This is a genomic window from Herbaspirillum hiltneri N3 (assembly GCF_001267925.1).
Classification (GTDB): domain Bacteria; phylum Pseudomonadota; class Gammaproteobacteria; order Burkholderiales; family Burkholderiaceae_D; genus Herbaspirillum; species Herbaspirillum hiltneri.
The window spans coordinates 3,120,308-3,137,589 of record NZ_CP011409.1; the positions used below are offsets into that span (position 1 = coordinate 3,120,308).

A 17,282-nucleotide genomic window follows, 5' to 3' on the forward strand; every position below is an offset into this window, starting at 1 on the left:
AAGGCAGCGTGATCGGAACGGCGTACACAGTACGCCCCGATAAAAAAGAGTACAGCGAAGAGCTCCGTGAAGAGCCCCCTCCTCCTACAGCAGCACGTCTTCGCGCAGGCAGGCGCGCCAACGGCCCGGCGCGACTTCCTTCAACTGCGGCACCGTCGCCGCGCACAGTTCCAGTGCGTAAGGACAACGCGTGCGGAACACGCACCCCGACGGCGGATTGGCCGGGCTGGGCAAATCGCCTTGCAGAGGCTTGCGCAGCAGGGCCTGCTCGCGGGCGTCCGACTCCGGCTTCGGCGAAGCTGCCAGCAAGGCTTGCGAATACGGATGCAGGGGCCGCTCGAACAGGGCCGCCGCCGGGGCGATTTCCATCACTTTGCCGAGATACAGCACCACTACGCGGTCGCAGATGTATTCCACCACGTCAAGGTCATGCGAAATGAACAGCATCGCCAGGTTGAAACGCTGACGCAAGTCCTGCAGCAGGTTGATCACCTGTGCCTGGATCGACACATCCAGCGCCGACACCGGCTCGTCGGCGACGATGAAACGCGGCTCCACCGCCAGTGCACGCGCGATGCCGATGCGCTGGCGCTGCCCGCCGGAAAACTCATGCGGATAGCGCGCGCCATGCTCGGCGCGCAGGCCGACCAGTTGCAGCAGTTCGGCGATGCGGGCCCCACGCGCCGCACCGCGATGCAGGCCGTGGGTATCGAGCGCCTCGCCGATGATGTCGCGCACGCGCTGGCGCGGATTCAGGCTGGCGTAGGGATCCTGGAAAATGATCTGCATCTCGCGCCGCAGCGCGCGCATGCGTGCAGGGGAAAGCGTGGATATCTCCTCACCCTGATAACGGATTTCGCCGCCGCTGCTTTCCATCAGGCGCAGCAAGGTGCGGCCGACCGTGCTCTTGCCGGAGCCGGATTCGCCGACCAGGCCGAGCACCTCGCCCGGGGCGATGGTGAAGCTGACGTCGTCGACCGCGCGAATCGGCGCATCCTTTTGCTTGCCGTTGAAATACTTCTTCAGATTGCGCACCTCGACCAGAGGTGTAGCGATGGCGTTGTTTGTGGCGGTGCTTGTGGCGTTGTTCATGCCGATTCCCTCAGTATGCAACGGACATTGTGGCCATCGGCCCCCAGCGTCAGCGACGGCATCGCCTGGCGGCAGACGTCGCTTGCCTGGCTGCAGCGCGGCTCGAAAGCACAACCCGGCGGCGGCGCCAACGGACTCGCGACCTGACCGGGAATGGCCGCCAGGCGCGGACGTTCGCCGGCGACCGCATGGCGCTTGCTGCGCCCCGGCAGGCAATTGAGCAAGCCGGTGGTGTAGGGATGCTGCGGCTTGTCGAAAATCTGCGGCACGTTGCCCTGCTCCACCATCCGGCCTGCATACATGACCGCGACCCGATCGGCGATCTCCGCCACCACGCCGAGGTTATGGGTGATGAACAGGATGCCGGTGCCGGTCTCGCGCTGCAGTTTTTGCAGCAGCGCCAGGATTTGCGCCTGGATGGTGACGTCGAGCGCAGTCGTCGGCTCGTCGGCGATCAGCAGCGTCGGATTGCACGACAAGGCCAGCGCGATCATCACGCGCTGGCGCATGCCGCCCGACAGCTGATGCGGATACTCATACAAGCGGCGCGCCGCAGCCGGAATCTCGACCAGCTCCAGCATGCGCTGGGCATGGATCATGGCGTCCCGGTGACTCTTGCCGAGATGCAGCCGCACGCTCTCGGCGATCTGCTCGCCCAGCGTGAAGACCGGATTGAGGCTGGTCATCGGCTCCTGGAAAACCATCGCGATTTCATTGCCGCGCAATTGACGCAACTGGCTCTGCGACAGTCGCGCAAGATCGACGGTGTCGCCGTTGCGGCGCTTGAAGCGCATGCTGCCGCCGACCACGCGGCCGGCGTCGGCCGGGATCAGGCCCATGATCGACAGGCTGGTCACCGACTTGCCGGAACCGGACTCGCCCACCACCGCCAGCGTCTCGCCGGCATTGACGCTGAAACTGACGCCGTCGACCGACTTGACGGTGCCCTGCTCGGTAAAGAAATGCGTCTGCAGGTTATCCACCTCCAGCAGCGGCGCCCCCTTGGGCGCAATAATGTGTTGCATGATCAGCTACCTCTCAAAGACTCTTGCGCAGACGCGGGTCGAGCATGTCGCGCAAGCCGTCGCCCACCATTTGCAGCGACAGCGCCGACAAGACAATGGCAATGCCGGGAAATACCACGAGCCAGATCGCCTGTTCGGCGTACGCCTGGCCGGATGAAATCATCGTGCCCCAGGTCGGCAGTTCGGGCGGTACGCCGACGCCGAGGAAGGACAAGCCGGCTTCCGCCAGGATCGCGTAGGCAAAAATGAACGTCCCCTGCACCAGGATCGGCGACAGGATGTTGCCCAGCACATGGAAAAACACGATGCGTGTAGTCGACACGCCGAGGGCGCGCGCTGCTTCCACGAACAGCAGCTCGCGCACCACCAGCGTCGAGGCCCGCACGATGCGCGCTACCCGCGGCGTATAGACGATCGCCAGCGCCAGCACCACGTTGATCAGCGACGAACCGAGGATCGCCACCAGCGCAATCGCCAGCAGGATGTCGGGAAACGACATCATGGCGTCGACCACGCGCATGATCGGCGCATCCAAGCGCTTGAAGAAACCGGCGCACAGGCCCATCAGCACGCCCGCTGCCAGCGCCACCACCACCACCAGCGCACCGATGGTCAGCGAATAGCGGCCGCCGGTCAGCACGCGCGTGAAGATGTCGCGGCCGAACTCGTCGGTGCCGAACCAGTGCGCGCCGGACGGTGCCTGCAGGCGCGCCATGATGTCCAGCGCGGACGGATCGTAAGGAGAAGTCAGCGGCACGATGATCGCCAGCAAGGTCAGCGCCACCAAGGTGAACACGCCGAACATGACCAGCTTGCGCCGCATGAATTTGGAAAGGAAAGCAAACATGGGAAGTTGGGTTCCGAGGAATTAATAACGCACGCGCGGATCGATCAGCGTGTACAGCAAATCGATGGCCAGGTTGATCAGCACGTAGATCACGGCAATCGCCAGCAAGGCGCCCTGGATCACCGGATAGTCGCGCCGCTGCACCGCCGACACCACCAGGTTGCCCACGCCCGGCAAACCGAACACGGTCTCGGTCACCACCGCACCGCCGATCATCAGCGCCGCCGTCAGGCCGATCACGGTGACTACCGGAATGAGCGCATTGCGCAAGGCATGGCGCAGGATCACGCGGCGCTCGTTAAGGCCCTTGGCGCGCGCCGTGCGCACGTAGTCATCCGACAGCACGTCGAGCATCGAGGCGCGGGTGAAACGAATGATCAGCGCCGAGTTGAGCACGCCCAGGACCACCGCCGGCAACAGCAGGTGATGCAGGCGATCCAGCAATGGGGCGCCCGGGTCGCCGTAGCCGGCCACCGGGAACCAGCCCATCTTGACGGCAAATATCTGCATCAGGATCAGGCCGAACCAGAAGCTCGGAATGCTGGCGCCCAGCATCGCGACGCCGGTGAAAATCTGATCGACTGCGCGGCCGCGCCACACCGCCGAGACGATGCCGCACGGGATGCCGATCAGGCAGGCCAGCGCCACCGAAAAAATGGTCAGGAAGAAAGTCGGTTCGGTGCGTGACGCCAGCGCTTCGGTGACGGGCATCTGCAAGAAAATCGATTGGCCGAGATTGCCCTGCGCCAGCTCCTTGAGCCAGAAGCCGAACTGCACGAGCAAGGGCTGATCGAGCCCGTACTGCGCACGCAGTTTGGCGATATCGGCCGCCGTGGCCTGGTCGCCCAGCATGATTGCAGCCGGATCGCCCGGCGCCAGGCGCGTGATGAAGAACACCAGCACGGCGACGATCAGCATGACGATCACCATGCCGGTGAAGCGTCCTGACAGGTAACGTAACATAAACGTGAAATCCGTTAAGGAAAGAAGGATGCAGCCGGCCAAGCGGCTTCATCGAGGATGAAAACCGCTTGCCTCTGCAGTACAAAAAACACGACATTGCCGCTGGGCGTTCTACCGGCGGGCAGAACGCCCAACTTCATCGCAATGATCAGTCAGCCAGCTTGGTATTCCAGAAATACGGCCATGGCATCGGCACATAGCCCTGCAGCTTGGCGGATCGAGCGGTCAGGCTGTTGAAGCTGCCCAGGCGAATGTAAGGCACTTCGTCGTAGACCACGCTCTGCACCTTGCCCCACAGTGCGCCGCGATGGGCCGGGTCCATTTCGTGCGAGAACACCGTGACCGAAACGTCCTTGCCGGCGCTCTTCCAGCCGCCCGGTGCGCCATCGCTCAACTGCGGCGGCGACAAGGTCGGTTCTGGCAGGAAGGCCGAATGCGTCATGTAGATGTCCCACAGCGCCGGATCGTTGCGGCGCTGGATCAGCGTCGCCCAGTCGACCACCTGCATGTCCACCTTGAAACCGGCCAGCTTGAGTTCTTCACCCATGACCAGCGCCATGCGGTAGTGGAACTCGTACTGCTTGCTGGTCAGGATCTTGACCGGCTCGCCCTTGTACCCGGCCTTGGCAGCCAGGTCGCGCGCCTTGGCGGCGTTGGCCTGGTTATAGGCGGCCACCCCGTCCATCGAATAGAACGGCGAGCCCTTCGGGAAGTGATTGCCTTCGACGGAGAAGAACTTCGGATCGCCGAAACCGGCGGTCATGATTTCCTTCATGTTGAGCGCAGCCTGGATGGCCTGACGCACGCCCTGCTTTTGCAGCGGGCCGGTCACTGTATTGAGCACCACGTACGGGAACCCGAACGGCGCGGTGATGACCGGCACGACATTGGACTTGCCTGCAAGACGCGGCGAAGCCTCGGCCGGCAGCAGATCGGCGAACTGGTACTGGCCGGACAGCGAGCCTTCCACGCGGGTGTTCGGATTCGGCACGGGAATGAAGCGCAGCTCGGACAACAGGGCTTCACGCTTGCCGGCGTAACCGCTGGCCGCTTCCTTGCGTGCGCTGTAGCCGTCGAAGCGGGTCAGCAATACGTATTGGTCAGGTTTGCGTTCCTTGAACTGGTAAGGACCGGTGCCGATGAAATCCTTGAGCGGATTGACGGCGGACTCCTTGGGCATGATCGCGGCGAAGCCGGATGGCAGCGCCAGGTGCGCCAGCAGCGGCGCATACGCGTTCTGCATGCTCAGGACGACGGTATAAGGCCCCTTGGCGTCGAGGCTCTTGATCTCTTTCGATACGGCCTTGCCGCGCGGCGCGATGTCCATCCAGCGCTTGAGCGAAGCGACGACGTCGTCGGACTTCATCTCCTTGCCGTTGTGGAACTTGACGCCCTTGCGCAATTCGATGGTGACTGTCTTGCCGTCGGCGCTCACTTTGGGCAGGCTTTCCGCCAGCATCGGCTGGATGACCCACTTGGCGTCGAAGGTATACAGCGGTTCATAGACGTGCTGCATGATGGTGGCGACCAGATCGGTGGTCGAGGCCATCGGATCCAGCGTTTGCGGCTCGGCCACCATCGCCAGGTTGGCGACGCCACCGGGAGCTGCCTGCGCCAGCGGCGATACGCCCGTCGCAACCAACACGGCGGCGCTCACTGCACATTGAAATAGCAGACGCCTGCCCTTGTTGAACGACGGTAAAAAAGTTCGCACTGTCATCATCCTCTCCTCGATGCTGCTGGGTTAAAAATCCTGGCTTCGCCAACTGTCGCGATACACGCCTTGCGGCGGTCTCAGCGTCCAGCTGTTCATTTCTTATTGGCATTGTTATTTGCTGTGGATTGCTTGCTGAAATTTTTTGGTAGTTTATATCACGATCTCTACCGCAGCAATGAGTAAACGAGCATTAAAACAAGCAAACCTCTCTACCCATGCACGATAAGGAGAAAAAGCAAGGACTGTTATTAAGTAACATAAATGCTGCACTGCTCCAAAATCGAGCGAGGAAAGTCCGGTCGTCACCAAACCGGGGCAGATTGCGGGCGGCGCGAAACGACGGTTGCAGGCCGCAAAAATACGGGCGCACGGCTTGCTGAAAGCAAAGGAAATATCGGCCGCAGAACACGGCCGTGAGACGAGATGGTGCAGCTGGAAAATCGTTGAAAGCCGCGAGAACAACACGGTCCTGCCGATTTTTTCCTGATTGAAAAAACTACTTTAAAAAGACTTGAAAGAATACTGCGTTGGCAAATTGCCTCACTCCCCTCATTACCCTCACTCTTCCAGCGGCAACGCCAGGGTTTCCTTGATCTCTTCCATCACCACGTAGCTCTTCGACTGCGCCGCGCCCGGCAACTGCAGCAGGATATCGCCGAGCAGCTTGCGGTATTCGGCCATGCCGCGGATGCGCGCCTTGATCAGGTAATCGAAGTCGCCCGACACCAGATGGCATTCCTGCACCTCCGGGATGCGCAGCACTTCGCGGCGGAATTGCTCGAACATGTTGCCCGACTTGTGATTGAGCGTGATCTCGACGAACACCAGCAAGGTCGCACCCAGCGTGGCCGGATCGATACGCGCGTAGTAGCCGCTGATGACGCCGTCGCGCTCCATGCGCTTGACGCGTTCGATGCAAGGCGTGATCGACAGGCCGACCTGCTCTCCCAGGTCTTTCATCGAGATGCGGCCGTCCTTTTGCAGGACCGCCAGGATACGGCGGTCCAGCTTGTCGAGGGTGCGTACTGAAAGCTGCTGAGTTCTCATTATTTATTCTCGTTTTTTAACATTAATACCAAAACAAATACTGGTTGATTGCCAATATCATGGTTTTATATTCTACATACTCACCATCATTTCGGGGAATCCATCATGCGCGTCGTCATTCTGGGCAGCGGGGTCATCGGCGTCACCAGCGCCTACTATCTGGCCAAGGCCGGCCATCAGGTCACGGTGCTCGACCGCCAGCCGGGTCCGGCGCTGGAAACCAGCTTCGCCAACGCCGGCCAGATCTCGCCCGGCTACGCCTCGCCGTGGGCCGCGCCCGGCATTCCCCTGAAAGCCCTGAAATGGATGTTTGAAGAACATGCACCGCTGGCGATCCGCCCGGACGGAACGTTCCAGCAGTTGCGCTGGATGTGGCAGATGCTGCGTAATTGCAGCGCCGACCGTTATGCCGTCAACAAGGAACGCATGGTGCGCCTGGCTGAATACAGCCGCGACTGTTTCCGCGAATTGCGCGCCGCCACCGGCATCGATTACGAAGGCCGCCAGCAAGGCACGTTGCAGCTGTTCCGCACGCAAGAGCAGTTCGACGGCGCGGCCAAAGACATTGCCGTGCTGCGCCAGACCGGCGTGCCGTTCGAACTGTTGAGCCGCGACCAGCTGGCCGGCGCCGAACCCGCACTGGCGAAAGTCAGCCACAAGCTGACCGGCGGCTTGCGCCTGCCCAACGATGAAACCGGCGACTGCAAGCTGTTCACCACCAAGCTGGCGAAAATGGCCGAAGAGCTCGGCGTGCAGTTCCGCTACGGCGTGGACATCCAGGCGCTGGCAGTGGCCGGCGACGATATCGACGGGGTCGTGTGCGGCAAGGAGCTGGTGCGCGGCGATGCTTACGTGGTGGCGCTGGGTTCTTACTCCGCCAATTTCATGCGCCGCATCGTCGACATCCCGGTCTATCCGTTGAAAGGCTATTCGATCACCGTGCCGGTGGTCGATTCGCAAGCCGCCCCGGTCTCGACCATCCTCGACGAAACCTACAAGATCGCCGTCACCCGCTTCGACAACCGTATCCGCGTGGGCGGCATGGCGGAAGTGGTGGGTTTCAACAAGGAACTCAACCCGAAGCGCCGCGCCACGCTGGAGCTGGTGGTCAACGATCTGTTCCCGGGCGCCGGCAATACCGCGCAAGCCAGCTTCTGGACCGGGCTGCGGCCGATGACGCCGGATGGCACCCCGATCGTCGGCGCCACGCCGCTGAACAACCTGTTCCTTAATACCGGCCACGGCACGCTCGGCTGGACCATGTCATGCGGCTCGGGCCGCTTGCTGGCGGATCTGATTTCGGGCAAGCGCCCGGCGATCGCTTCAGATGATTTATCGGTGGCGCGCTATCTTGGGCAGCGGCAATTTTCTTCAGCGGTCACGGCGTAAGGCGCGGCAAGTCTTCACGTACATTTCTATTACATACGATACAAGCACCGCCTGCCGGGCCGAAGCTCCTTGCTTCGGCCTTTTTCGTTTGCGGATGCCTTTCCTGCTGGTGTCCGGCTGTAGGAAAAGTCTCACAAGCGCTATCTGCGCACGCTGACATTACCGCACGGGCAATCAGTCGATAATTGATCCGCCGCAGGGAATTCCCCCTGCCGCCACAACGAAAATAACGAAGACGCCACGCCTATCGGTGCCGCCTTCATTGTCCGCAAACGCAAGTCCTCTTGAAGAAAGACCTTCGTATGCACGCCCAAGCCCAGCGTCACGCCGACTGCCCTCCCGCCACGACGCCGCCCGTCCCCACTGCCAAACAAATGGCGCGCGAAAGCGGCCTGCGCTATGTCAACGACGACACGCCAGGCATCCTGCGCACCCGCAGCGACGGCGAGTTCACCTATACCGATGCCGATGGAAAAACCATCGACGACGACGCCACGCTGGCCCGCATCAAGGCCCTGGCGGTTCCGCCGGCATGGGAAGACGTATGGATTTGCCCCTGGGCCAACGGTCATATCCAGGCCACCGGCCGCGATGCCAGGCAACGCAAGCAATATCGCTATCACGCGCGCTGGCGCATCGTGCGCGACGAGGTCAAGTACCAACGCATGATCGCTTTTGCGCATGCGCTGCCGCAGATCCGCAAGTGTCTTGAGCACGACCTGAAAAAAAAGGGCCTGAGCAAACAGAAGGTGCTGGCCACCGTGGTGTACCTGCTGCAGGCTACGCTGATGCGCGTCGGCAACGATGAGTACGCGCGCAACAACCAATCCTTCGGCATCACCACGCTGCGCAACCGCCATGTCAAGATCGACGGCCCCGACATCAAATTCCATTTCCGCGGCAAGAGCGGCGTGCAGCACTCGATCAAGCTGCACGATCCCTACATGGTGCGCATCGTCAGGAAACTGCTCGACCTGCCCGGTCAGGACCTGTTCCAGTATCTCGACGAAGAAGGCGAGACGCACACCATCGGTTCCGGCGACGTCAACGATTACCTGCACGAGATCACGGGCGAAGACTACACCGCCAAGGATTTCCGCACCTGGGCCGGGACGGTGCTGGCGGCGCTGGCGCTGGATGAATTCCAGCAATTCGACTCGCATGCGCAAGCCAAGAAAAACATCGTGCAAGCGATCGAACATGTCGCCAAGAAGCTCGGCAACACCCCCACCATCTGTCGCAAATGCTACGTCCATCCGGACGTGATTTCATCGTATCTGGACGGCATGACGGCCAGCCGGCTCAAGGACCAGGTGCGCGACAACCTGGTGCAGGAAATGCATGCGCTGAGTCCGGAAGAAGCGGCCGTGCTGGCGCTGTTGCAGCAACGCTTGCAGCAGGAACAAAAGGATGCGAAGGCAGGAAAAAAGAAGGCGGCGTAAAACAGGACGGTGTCCGGCTTCCATCGGGAAGCCGGACACCTCGGGAGAAAAACTATGCCGTGGCCGGCACCCGCTCCAGCTTGGGCAGGAAAGCCGCCAGCAAACCAATCAGCGGCAGAAACGCGCACACCTGATAGACAAAGAAAATGTCGGTGACGTCGGCCAGCTTGCCCAGCAGCGCGGCGCCGATGCCGCCCATGCCGAACGCGAAACCGAAGAACAATCCCGAGACGGTGCCGACCTTGCCCGGCATCAGTTCCTGCGCAAACACCAGGATCGCCGAGAACGCCGACGCCAGGATCATGCCGATGATCACCGTGAGCACGCCGGTCCAGAACAAATTGGCGTAAGGCAGCATCAGCGTGAACGGCGCCACACCCAAAATGGATACCCAGATCACCGCTTTGCGGCCGACGCGGTCGCCGATCGGCCCGCCCGCCACGGTGCCGATGGCGACCGCGAACAGGAACACGAACAGGTGGATCTGCGCGTCCTGCACCGACAGCTGGAATTTGCTGATCAGGTAGAACGTGAAGTAGCTCGACAGGCTGGCCATGTAGAAGTACTTGGAAAAAATCAGCAGCAACAGAATGCCGACCGCCATGATGACCTTGTTGCGCGGCAGTTCGACGAAGCCGTGCGATTTCTTCTTCGGCTTGGTCTTGCCGGCCAGTTGCTGGCGCTGATACCAATGGCCGATCTGGCGCAGCACCACCATGGCGATCAGCGCCGCAATGGTGAACCAGGCAATGCTGCGCTGGCCGCCCGGGATGATGATCCATGCGGCGAGCAACGGCCCCATCGCGCTGCCGGCGTTGCCGCCGACCTGGAACAGCGATTGCGCCAGGCCGTGGCGACCGCCCGAAGCCATGCGCGCCACGCGCGACGCTTCAGGGTGGAATACCGATGAACCGGTGCCGACCAGGGCGGCGGCCACCAGCAGCACGCCGAAATTCGGCGCCACCGACAGCAGCAGCAGGCCGCACAGGGTGGAACCCATGCCAATGGCCAGCGAATACGGTTTCGGATGCTTGTCGGTATACAGGCCGACCAGCGGTTGCAGCAATGAGGCGGTGACCTGGAAGGTCAGCGTGATCAGGCCGATCTGGGCGAAACTCAGATGGAAGTTGCCCTTCAGCAGCGGATAAATCGCCAGCAGCAGCGACTGGATCATGTCGTTGAGGAAGTGCGAAAAGCTGATCGCACCGAGAACGCGGAAGCCGGTCTTCTCGACGGCCTGCTGTTGGTTTGCCTGCGGCATTTCCGGCGGATTGAGCGCTGTCTCCATGATGGCCTGTCTGATAATTTTGGGGGAAACCGGAATTTTAGACCTGTTGGCCTTGCTTGTCTTTTGACGCCCCGTTTTGGGTCATCCGGTCCCGGAGCGGCGTCAGCCGGCCTTGCGGAACGTGATGTTGTAGCGGCAATCGCCGGTCAGTGCATGCGCTCCCTGCGCCAGCGTGTCGACGCCATGGAAACGCAGTCGCGCCGGACCGCCCCACACCACCACGTCGCCGCTCTCGAGGCGCATGCGCAGCGGCTTGTCGGCACGCCCGGCGCCGCCGAACAGGAAGGTCGCCGGCAAGCCCAGCGAGACCGAGACGATGGGCTGGGACATGTCGCGTTCATTCTTGTCCTGGTGCAGCGACATGCGCGCACCCGGCGTGTAGCGATTGATCAGGCAAGCATCCGGCAGGAAGTTGTGGAAACCGGCGGCGGCTGCGGCACGCTCGGCCAACGCCAGGAAAATGGCCGGCATCTCCGGCCAGGGTTGCTGCGACAGCGGATCCTCGCGCTGGTAGCGATAGCCGCGCCGGTCCGTTACCCAGCCCAGTTCACCGCAATTGCTCATCGCCACCGACATGGTGTAACCGCCCGGCGTCTGCATCTGCCGGAACGGCGCCTGCGCGGTGACCTGCGCGATGGCTTCGATCAACGCCGCCGCGTCGTCCTCGGCATAGGCGCGCAGCCAGGTCGCGCCGTCGGCGATGTGTTCGATGGTCGGCGCGCGCAAGGCGGCAAACAGATCGCCTGTCACGACTTGCCGTCTCCTTCCCGCTCAAGCAAGGCCTGCTTGCGCTCCACGCCCCAGCGATAGCCGGACAGCGAACCATCCATGCGCACCACGCGGTGGCAAGGAATCAGCACCGCAATCGCGTTCGAGGCGCAGGCGCTGGCGACGGCGCGCACCGCTGTCGGACTGCCGATGCGCCCGGCGATGTCCGAATACGTCACGCGCTGCCCCGCCGGAATATCGCGCAAGGCTTGCCACACGCGCTGCTGGAAAGCGGTGCCGCGCACATCGAGCGGCAGGTTGAGATCGCCTTGCGGCGACTCGATGAAGCCGATGACCTTGGCCACCAGTTTCTCAAACGCCGCATCGCCGCCGATCAGCTCGGCTTGCGGGAACTGGTCTTGCAGATCGCGCACCAGTTGATCGGGATCATCACCCAGCGTGATGGCGCAGACGCCTTTTTCCGTGGTCGCCACCAGAATCGCGCCGAGCCAGCATTGCGCCACCGCGAAACGAATCCGGGCGCCGCTGCCGCCGGCGCGATAAGCGCTCGGCGTCATGCCGAGGCGACCGCTGGATTCGGCGTAGAAGTGGCCGCTGGAATTGAAGCCGGCGTCGTACATGGCGTTGGTGACGCTGTCGCCCTGGACCAGTCCGGCACGCAGACGCTGCGCCCGCTGTGCGGCGGCGTAGGCCTTGGGCGTGACGCCGGTTTTTTCCTTGAAGACGCGATGAAAATGGAAGCGGCTCATGCCGGCGATCTGCGCCAGCTCATCCAGCGACGGCAAGTCTTCGGCTTGTTCGATGGCGCGACACACGGTGGCGATGGCCTGCGCCTGGCGTTCGCCCAGCGCGGCTTCGTTCGGCTTGCAGCGTTTGCAGGCGCGGAACCCGGCCTGCTCGGCCTGCACGCCGGTATCGTAGAAGGCGACGTTTTCGCGCCGCGCCTGGCGCGACGGACACGATGGCCGGCAATACACGCCGGTGGTGCGCACGGCGTAATAAAAAGTGCCGTCGGCGGCCTTGTCGCGTTGCGTGACGGCCTGCCAGCGCTGGTCGTCGAGGCCGGCGGCGATCCTGGCAACAGCCGGGGAAGAATTGGTCTTGCGGGTAGGCATACTGAACATGATGACACCTTTTGGTTACACGGTCATCGCAGTATAGAAAGCAGGAACCGGCCCGGCACTCCGGGCCTTGCTTTCAAATCCGGTGCAGCAAATCAGGACGAACTCAGGAAGCGCTCAGGAAGAAAACTTGATGCGCTGGCGGCTTTGCGCCGGTTGCGTGACGTGGTCCAGCGGCAGCACGTGCGAATGCTTGACCTGCTTCATCGTGATGTTGGACTTGACGTTGGTGACGCCGGGCAAACGCAGCAAACGCGTCATCATGAACTCGGAAAACGCTGCCAGATCGGGGGCGACGATGCGCAGGATATAATCCGCTTCGCCGGTGATCGAAAAGCACTCCATGATTTCCGGCATGTCCTGCACCGCTTCTTCGAACTGGATGCCGCGCGTTTCGCCCTGGCGGTCCAGCGTGACATTGGTGAAGGCAGTGACGCCGAGGCCGATCACGGCCGGGTCCAGCACTGCGGTGTAGCGCTCGATCACGTGGGCTTCTTCCAGCCGCTGCACGCGGCGGCTGATCTGCGACGTGGAAAGATGGACTTTCTGTCCGAGGGCGCTGTTGGTGATGTGTCCGTCGCGCTGCAATTCGGCCAGCAAGGCCAGATCAAACCGGTCTACGGTGATTGTGCTCATAACGCCCTCTTTTATGCATAAATTTGAACAATTTGTGCATGATACCGCGAATAATGCGCGAATAACAATCACATTTTGCACTTCTCCTGCAATAAACTGGCTTTACACATACCAGCACGGAGCGAGTGCGAGGGATTCATGCCGACACTGCGCGGGCCCGCTCCGAACATCAGGAGACCACGATGGGCCAAATCACGCAAATTTCTTCCTCCCGCAGCAGCACCGATCTGTTCGACAACCCCATGGGCACCGACGGTTTCGAGTTCGTCGAATACGCCGCGCTGGATCCGCTGCCGATTGCCGCCGTGCTGGAATCGATGGGCTTTTCCGCGGTGGCTCGCCACCGCTCCAAGAATGTCACGCTGTACCGCCAGGGCCAGATCAATTTCATCATCAACGCCGAGCCTGACAGCAAGGCCATCGAATTCGCCAAGGTCCACGGCGCCTCGGTCAACGCCATGGCGTTCCGCGTCAAGGACGCCGCCGCGGTCTACAAGCGCGCGCTGGAAATGGGCGCCGAGGGCGTGCCGGCCAAGCTCGGTCCGATGGAGCTGAACATCCCCGCCATCAAGGGCATCGGCGGCTCCCTGCTGTACCTGGTGGATCGCTATGGCGAGCGCGGTTCGATCTACGACATCGACTTTGAATTTTTCCCCGGCGTCGAGCGCAATCCGGTCGGCGTCGGCCTGACCTATATCGATCATCTGACCCACAACGTCGTGCGCGGCGCGATGGATATCTGGTCGTCGTTCTACGAGCGCCTGTTCAACTTCCGCGAAATCAAGTATTTCGATATCGAGGGCAAGCTGACCGGCCTGAAATCGCGTGCGATGACGAGCCCGTGCGGCAAGATCCGCATCCCGATCAACGAGAGCGCCGACGACAAGTCGCAGATCGAGGAATTCATCAAGCAATACAACGGCGAAGGCATCCAGCACATCGCCTTGGGCACCGACGACATCTACCGGACCGTTCGCACGCTGTATCAGCGCAAGGTGCCGCTGCAGGACACCATCAATACCTACTACGACCTGGTCGAACGCCGCATCCCGGGCCACAAGGAAGACCTGGCTGCACTGCGCGAACTGAAGATCCTGATCGACGGCGCACCGACCGAAGGCCAGGGCTTGCTGCTGCAGATCTTCACGCAGACGCTGATCGGACCGATCTTCTTCGAGATCATCCAGCGCAAGGGCAATGACGGTTTTGGGGAAGGCAATTTCAAGGCCTTGTTCGAATCGATCGAGCTGGACCAGATCCGGCGCGGCGTGATTTAACGGTATCAAAAATCAATGCCATGACGGCGTGCCCGCTCTTGCCGGCACGCCGTTTTGCATTTCGGCCTCAAGAAATCGCCTGAAGCGCCGTAAAAGAAGCAGGACTCATATCTGCGAGGGAAATCCATGCCTGCCAGCGCTCCATTCGGAAAATACGCCGCCCACGCCGCTTCTGCCGTGGTGGAAGACATCTCCGAGCGCATAGGGCAACTGACCCGCCAGATCCGCGATTTGCAACAGCAGTCGCAAGCCCTGCTGTCGTCGCTTCCCGAGCAGGACCTGACGCAACTGCGCCAGCGCATTCAATCGCACTATCAGGAAATCTTCCGCCTGGAAAAGGAAAAGGCGCGCTCGCGCAACCGCCACGGCAGCTATCTCAGCGTCGTGCTGTCGGTCGCTACCTGCAGCGCCTGAACCGCCAGCCCTTTTCCCTATTCCGTCTTTGCCCGGCTCGCCACCAGCGCAGCCATCTCATCCGCTTCCGGCTGCCCGAGACTGCGCAAACCGGCGACCACGCCCGCCTTGTTTTGCGCCGGCTGGTTCTGGCTGACCTTCCATTTGCCGGTCAGTGAAGTGATGACGATCTCGATACCCACCACCGCACTGAGCATTTTTTCGATGTAGTCGGCGGGCGCGTCGTCCGGCGACCACGGTTGCGGCATCGCCGCTTCATGACGCGCCGTAAGGCGGGTCAGTTGCGCGCGCAGCCATTCGATATCGTCGACGATGCGCAACGGGCCGGCGGCATGCACGACCGCGTAATTCCAGGTCGGCACGGCCTTGCCGTTTTCTTTTTTGGAGGGATACCAGCCCGGGGAAATGTAGGCCTCGCTGCCTTGGAAAATCGCCAGCGCGCCGCTCTCCGGCACGTGCTCGCGCCACACCGGATTGGCGCGCGCGACGTGGCCGCGCAGCACGCCGTGTGCGCCTTCATCTGGACTCAGCAACAGCGGAATATGGTCGGCGTTGAGACCGGAAGGCGTCAGCGTGGTCAGCGTCGACAAGGGGTGCGCCTGCATCAGGCGATGCAGGACATCACGATCGGATTCGGCAAAATGGCTGGGTAGGTACACGTGTTTCCCTCGCTGTGATCGGCTTGATGCAGGCTCCCTGCAAGCGATCTACTGTACCCGACCCTGCCGACTTTTCACAGGAGGCAAAACACGCGACAATGCCGGCCGCACGTTGCGAAAAACTCGACAACCCGCAACCGGCAATGCCGTTTAAGCGTGGCCCAGATACGCCTTGCGCACGGCATCGTTGGCCAGCAGATTGGCGCCGGTGTCGGCCAGCACGACGTGGCCGTTTTCCAGCACGTAGCCGCGATCGGCCACGCCCAGCGCCTTGTTGGCGTTCTGCTCGACCAGGAACACCGTCACGCCCTGGTCGCGAATGGTGCGGATGATCTCGAAAATCTGTGCAATCACCAGTGGCGCCAGGCCCAGCGTCGGTTCGTCCAGCAGCAGCAGCCGCGGCTTGCTCATCAGCGCGCGGCCGATGGCCAGCATCTGCTGCTCGCCGCCCGACATGGTGCCGGCGCGCTGGTTGGCGCGTTCCTTCAGGCGCGGGAACAGGCCGAACACGTGCTGCACGCCCTCTTCAATCGCGTCATTGGTGGCGAAAAAGGCTCCCATTTTGAGGTTCTCCAGTACCGTCAGGCTCGGGAAAACACGACGGCCTTCCGGTGAAATCGCCATGCCCAGGCGCATGATTTCATGCGTCGAACGCTGCGTGATGTCCTGGCCTTCGAAGATGATCTTGCCGCTCGAGGCGCGCGGCTTGCCGCACAAGGTCATCAGCAAGGTGGTCTTGCCGGCGCCGTTGGCGCCGATCAGCGTGACGATCTCGCCCTTCTCCACATTCAGCGATACGCCATGCAGCGCTTCGATGGCGCCGTAATGGGTATGTACCTGTTCAAACTGCAACATCATTCTTCTCCCAGGTAGGCTTTGATCACGCGCTCGTCATTGCGCACCAGCTCCGGCGTACCGGTGACGATGGGCTTGCCGTGCTCCATCACGAGGATGCGATCGGAAATGCCCATGATCAGGCTCATGTCGTGTTCGATCAGCAGCACGGCGACGCCGTGTTCGCTGCGCAGACGGTCGATCAGCTGCTGCAGCTCCTGCTTCTCTTGCGGATTGAGGCCGGCCGCGGGTTCGTCCAGCAACAGCAGGCGCGGCCTGGTGATCATGCAGCGGGCGATTTCGACGCGCCGTTGCAGGCCGTACGACAAGGTGCCGGCTTCGCGATTGGCCAGCGCCGTCAGGCCGAGCTGCTCGAGCCAGTAGGCGGCGCGATCGAGCGCCTCCTTCTCGGCGCGGCGATAGCCGGGCAGCTTCAGCAAACCCGAGACCAGGTTGTTGTTGATCTGATTGTGCTGCGCCACCAGCAGGTTCTCGACCACGCTCAGCGTCTTGAACAGGCGGATGTTCTGGAAAGTGCGCACCAGGCCTTGCTGCGCCACGACGTGGCTGGGCTTGCGCGCAATCGATGCGCCGCCCAGGCTGATGTCGCCGCTGCTCGGCTGGTAGAAGCCGCTGATGCAGTTGAACACGGTGGTCTTGCCGGCGCCGTTGGGGCCGATGATGGCGAAGACTTCCTGCTCCATCACCGACAGCGACACGCCGTCAACCGCCAGCAGTCCGCCGAAGCGCATCGACAAGCCGGACACTTCCAGCAAGGTTTGATTGTTTGTCATCATCGCAG

General features: G+C 62.0%; 17 protein-coding genes. 4 read left to right on the top strand and 13 right to left on the bottom strand.

What is annotated here, in order from left to right; translation table 11 throughout:
• Positions 1 to 84: 84 nt before the first annotated feature.
• The 6 genes from F506_RS14155 to F506_RS14180 all read right to left on the bottom strand — a co-directional run bounded on the left by F506_RS14155 (position 85) and on the right by F506_RS14180 (position 6,691).
• Positions 85 to 1,092: an ABC transporter ATP-binding protein gene (locus F506_RS14155; protein ID WP_053198425.1), complete on the bottom strand. Its 1,008-nt coding sequence runs from the start codon at positions 1,090 to 1,092 to the stop codon at positions 85 to 87.
• The gene (locus tag F506_RS14160) at positions 1,089 to 2,117 is read right to left on the bottom strand and encodes an ABC transporter ATP-binding protein (RefSeq protein ID WP_053198427.1); all 1,029 of its coding nucleotides are present in this window, start codon (positions 2,115 to 2,117) and stop codon (positions 1,089 to 1,091) included. The genes F506_RS14155 and F506_RS14160 overlap by 4 nt, the downstream gene beginning before the upstream one ends.
• A gap of 13 nt (positions 2,118 to 2,130) precedes the next feature.
• Entirely contained in the window at positions 2,131 to 2,964 is an 834-nt protein-coding gene (locus tag F506_RS14165) for an ABC transporter permease (RefSeq protein WP_053198429.1), read from the bottom strand.
• Between the two features lie 21 nt (positions 2,965 to 2,985).
• Positions 2,986 to 3,927 (bottom strand): ABC transporter permease, encoded by a 942-nt coding sequence (locus F506_RS14170; RefSeq protein ID WP_053198432.1) that lies wholly within the window; start codon positions 3,925 to 3,927, stop codon positions 2,986 to 2,988.
• Positions 3,928 to 4,075: 148 nt separating this feature from the next.
• On the bottom strand, positions 4,076 to 5,647 hold the full coding sequence (locus tag F506_RS14175; RefSeq protein WP_053198434.1) for an ABC transporter substrate-binding protein: 1,572 nt from the start codon (positions 5,645 to 5,647) through the stop codon (positions 4,076 to 4,078).
• Between the two features lie 555 nt (positions 5,648 to 6,202).
• Positions 6,203 to 6,691, bottom strand: coding sequence for an Lrp/AsnC ligand binding domain-containing protein (locus F506_RS14180; protein WP_053198436.1), 489 nt, complete (start codon positions 6,689 to 6,691; stop codon positions 6,203 to 6,205).
• A 105-nt stretch (positions 6,692 to 6,796) separates the two neighbouring features.
• Here F506_RS14180 and F506_RS14185 point away from each other — a divergent pair, with 105 nt between their 5' ends.
• Both F506_RS14185 and F506_RS14190 read left to right on the top strand, forming a co-directional pair.
• Positions 6,797 to 8,080: a D-amino acid dehydrogenase gene (locus F506_RS14185; RefSeq protein ID WP_053198438.1), complete on the top strand. Its 1,284-nt coding sequence runs from the start codon at positions 6,797 to 6,799 to the stop codon at positions 8,078 to 8,080.
• Positions 8,081 to 8,382: 302 nt separating this feature from the next.
• Complete coding sequence (locus F506_RS14190) at positions 8,383 to 9,522, top strand: DNA topoisomerase IB (protein WP_053198440.1); 1,140 nt, start codon at positions 8,383 to 8,385, stop codon at positions 9,520 to 9,522.
• 52 nt (positions 9,523 to 9,574) lie between these two features.
• On the opposite strand, the gene F506_RS14195 is transcribed toward F506_RS14190, so the two are convergent.
• The 4 genes from F506_RS14195 to F506_RS14210 all read right to left on the bottom strand — a co-directional run bounded on the left by F506_RS14195 (position 9,575) and on the right by F506_RS14210 (position 13,296).
• The gene (locus F506_RS14195) at positions 9,575 to 10,783 is read right to left on the bottom strand and encodes an MFS transporter (RefSeq protein ID WP_144424182.1); all 1,209 of its coding nucleotides are present in this window, start codon (positions 10,781 to 10,783) and stop codon (positions 9,575 to 9,577) included.
• Between the two features lie 129 nt (positions 10,784 to 10,912).
• The gene (gene alkB / locus F506_RS14200; protein ID WP_053198443.1) at positions 10,913 to 11,560 is read right to left on the bottom strand and encodes a DNA oxidative demethylase AlkB; all 648 of its coding nucleotides are present in this window, start codon (positions 11,558 to 11,560) and stop codon (positions 10,913 to 10,915) included.
• Positions 11,557 to 12,654, bottom strand: coding sequence for a bifunctional DNA-binding transcriptional regulator/O6-methylguanine-DNA methyltransferase Ada (gene ada / locus F506_RS14205; protein ID WP_053201625.1), 1,098 nt, complete (start codon positions 12,652 to 12,654; stop codon positions 11,557 to 11,559). The genes alkB and ada overlap by 4 nt, the downstream gene beginning before the upstream one ends.
• 123 nt (positions 12,655 to 12,777) lie before the next feature.
• Positions 12,778 to 13,296: an Lrp/AsnC family transcriptional regulator gene (locus F506_RS14210; protein WP_016835679.1), complete on the bottom strand. Its 519-nt coding sequence runs from the start codon at positions 13,294 to 13,296 to the stop codon at positions 12,778 to 12,780.
• Positions 13,297 to 13,478: 182 nt separating this feature from the next.
• Here F506_RS14210 and hppD point away from each other — a divergent pair, with 182 nt between their 5' ends.
• Positions 13,479 to 14,573, top strand: a complete 1,095-nt coding sequence (gene hppD / locus F506_RS14215; protein WP_053198446.1) for a 4-hydroxyphenylpyruvate dioxygenase — start codon at positions 13,479 to 13,481, stop codon at positions 14,571 to 14,573.
• 126 nt (positions 14,574 to 14,699) lie between these two features.
• Entirely contained in the window at positions 14,700 to 14,987 is a 288-nt protein-coding gene (locus tag F506_RS14220) for a hypothetical protein (RefSeq protein ID WP_053198447.1), read from the top strand.
• Positions 14,988 to 15,004: 17 nt separating this feature from the next.
• Here the strand turns inward: F506_RS14220 and F506_RS14225 are convergent, their stop codons facing one another.
• From F506_RS14225 to livG, 3 genes are all read right to left on the bottom strand, one after another.
• Positions 15,005 to 15,646: an FMN-binding negative transcriptional regulator gene (locus tag F506_RS14225; protein WP_053198449.1), complete on the bottom strand. Its 642-nt coding sequence runs from the start codon at positions 15,644 to 15,646 to the stop codon at positions 15,005 to 15,007.
• Between the two features lie 150 nt (positions 15,647 to 15,796).
• Positions 15,797 to 16,501 carry an ABC transporter ATP-binding protein gene (locus F506_RS14230; RefSeq protein WP_053201628.1) on the bottom strand — a complete coding sequence of 235 codons (705 nt, stop codon included), beginning with the start codon at positions 16,499 to 16,501 and terminating at the stop codon, positions 15,797 to 15,799.
• On the bottom strand, positions 16,501 to 17,274 hold the full coding sequence (livG, locus tag F506_RS14235; protein ID WP_407638185.1) for a high-affinity branched-chain amino acid ABC transporter ATP-binding protein LivG: 774 nt from the start codon (positions 17,272 to 17,274) through the stop codon (positions 16,501 to 16,503). The genes F506_RS14230 and livG overlap by 1 nt, the downstream gene beginning before the upstream one ends.
• Between the last annotated feature and the right edge of the window lie 8 nt (positions 17,275 to 17,282).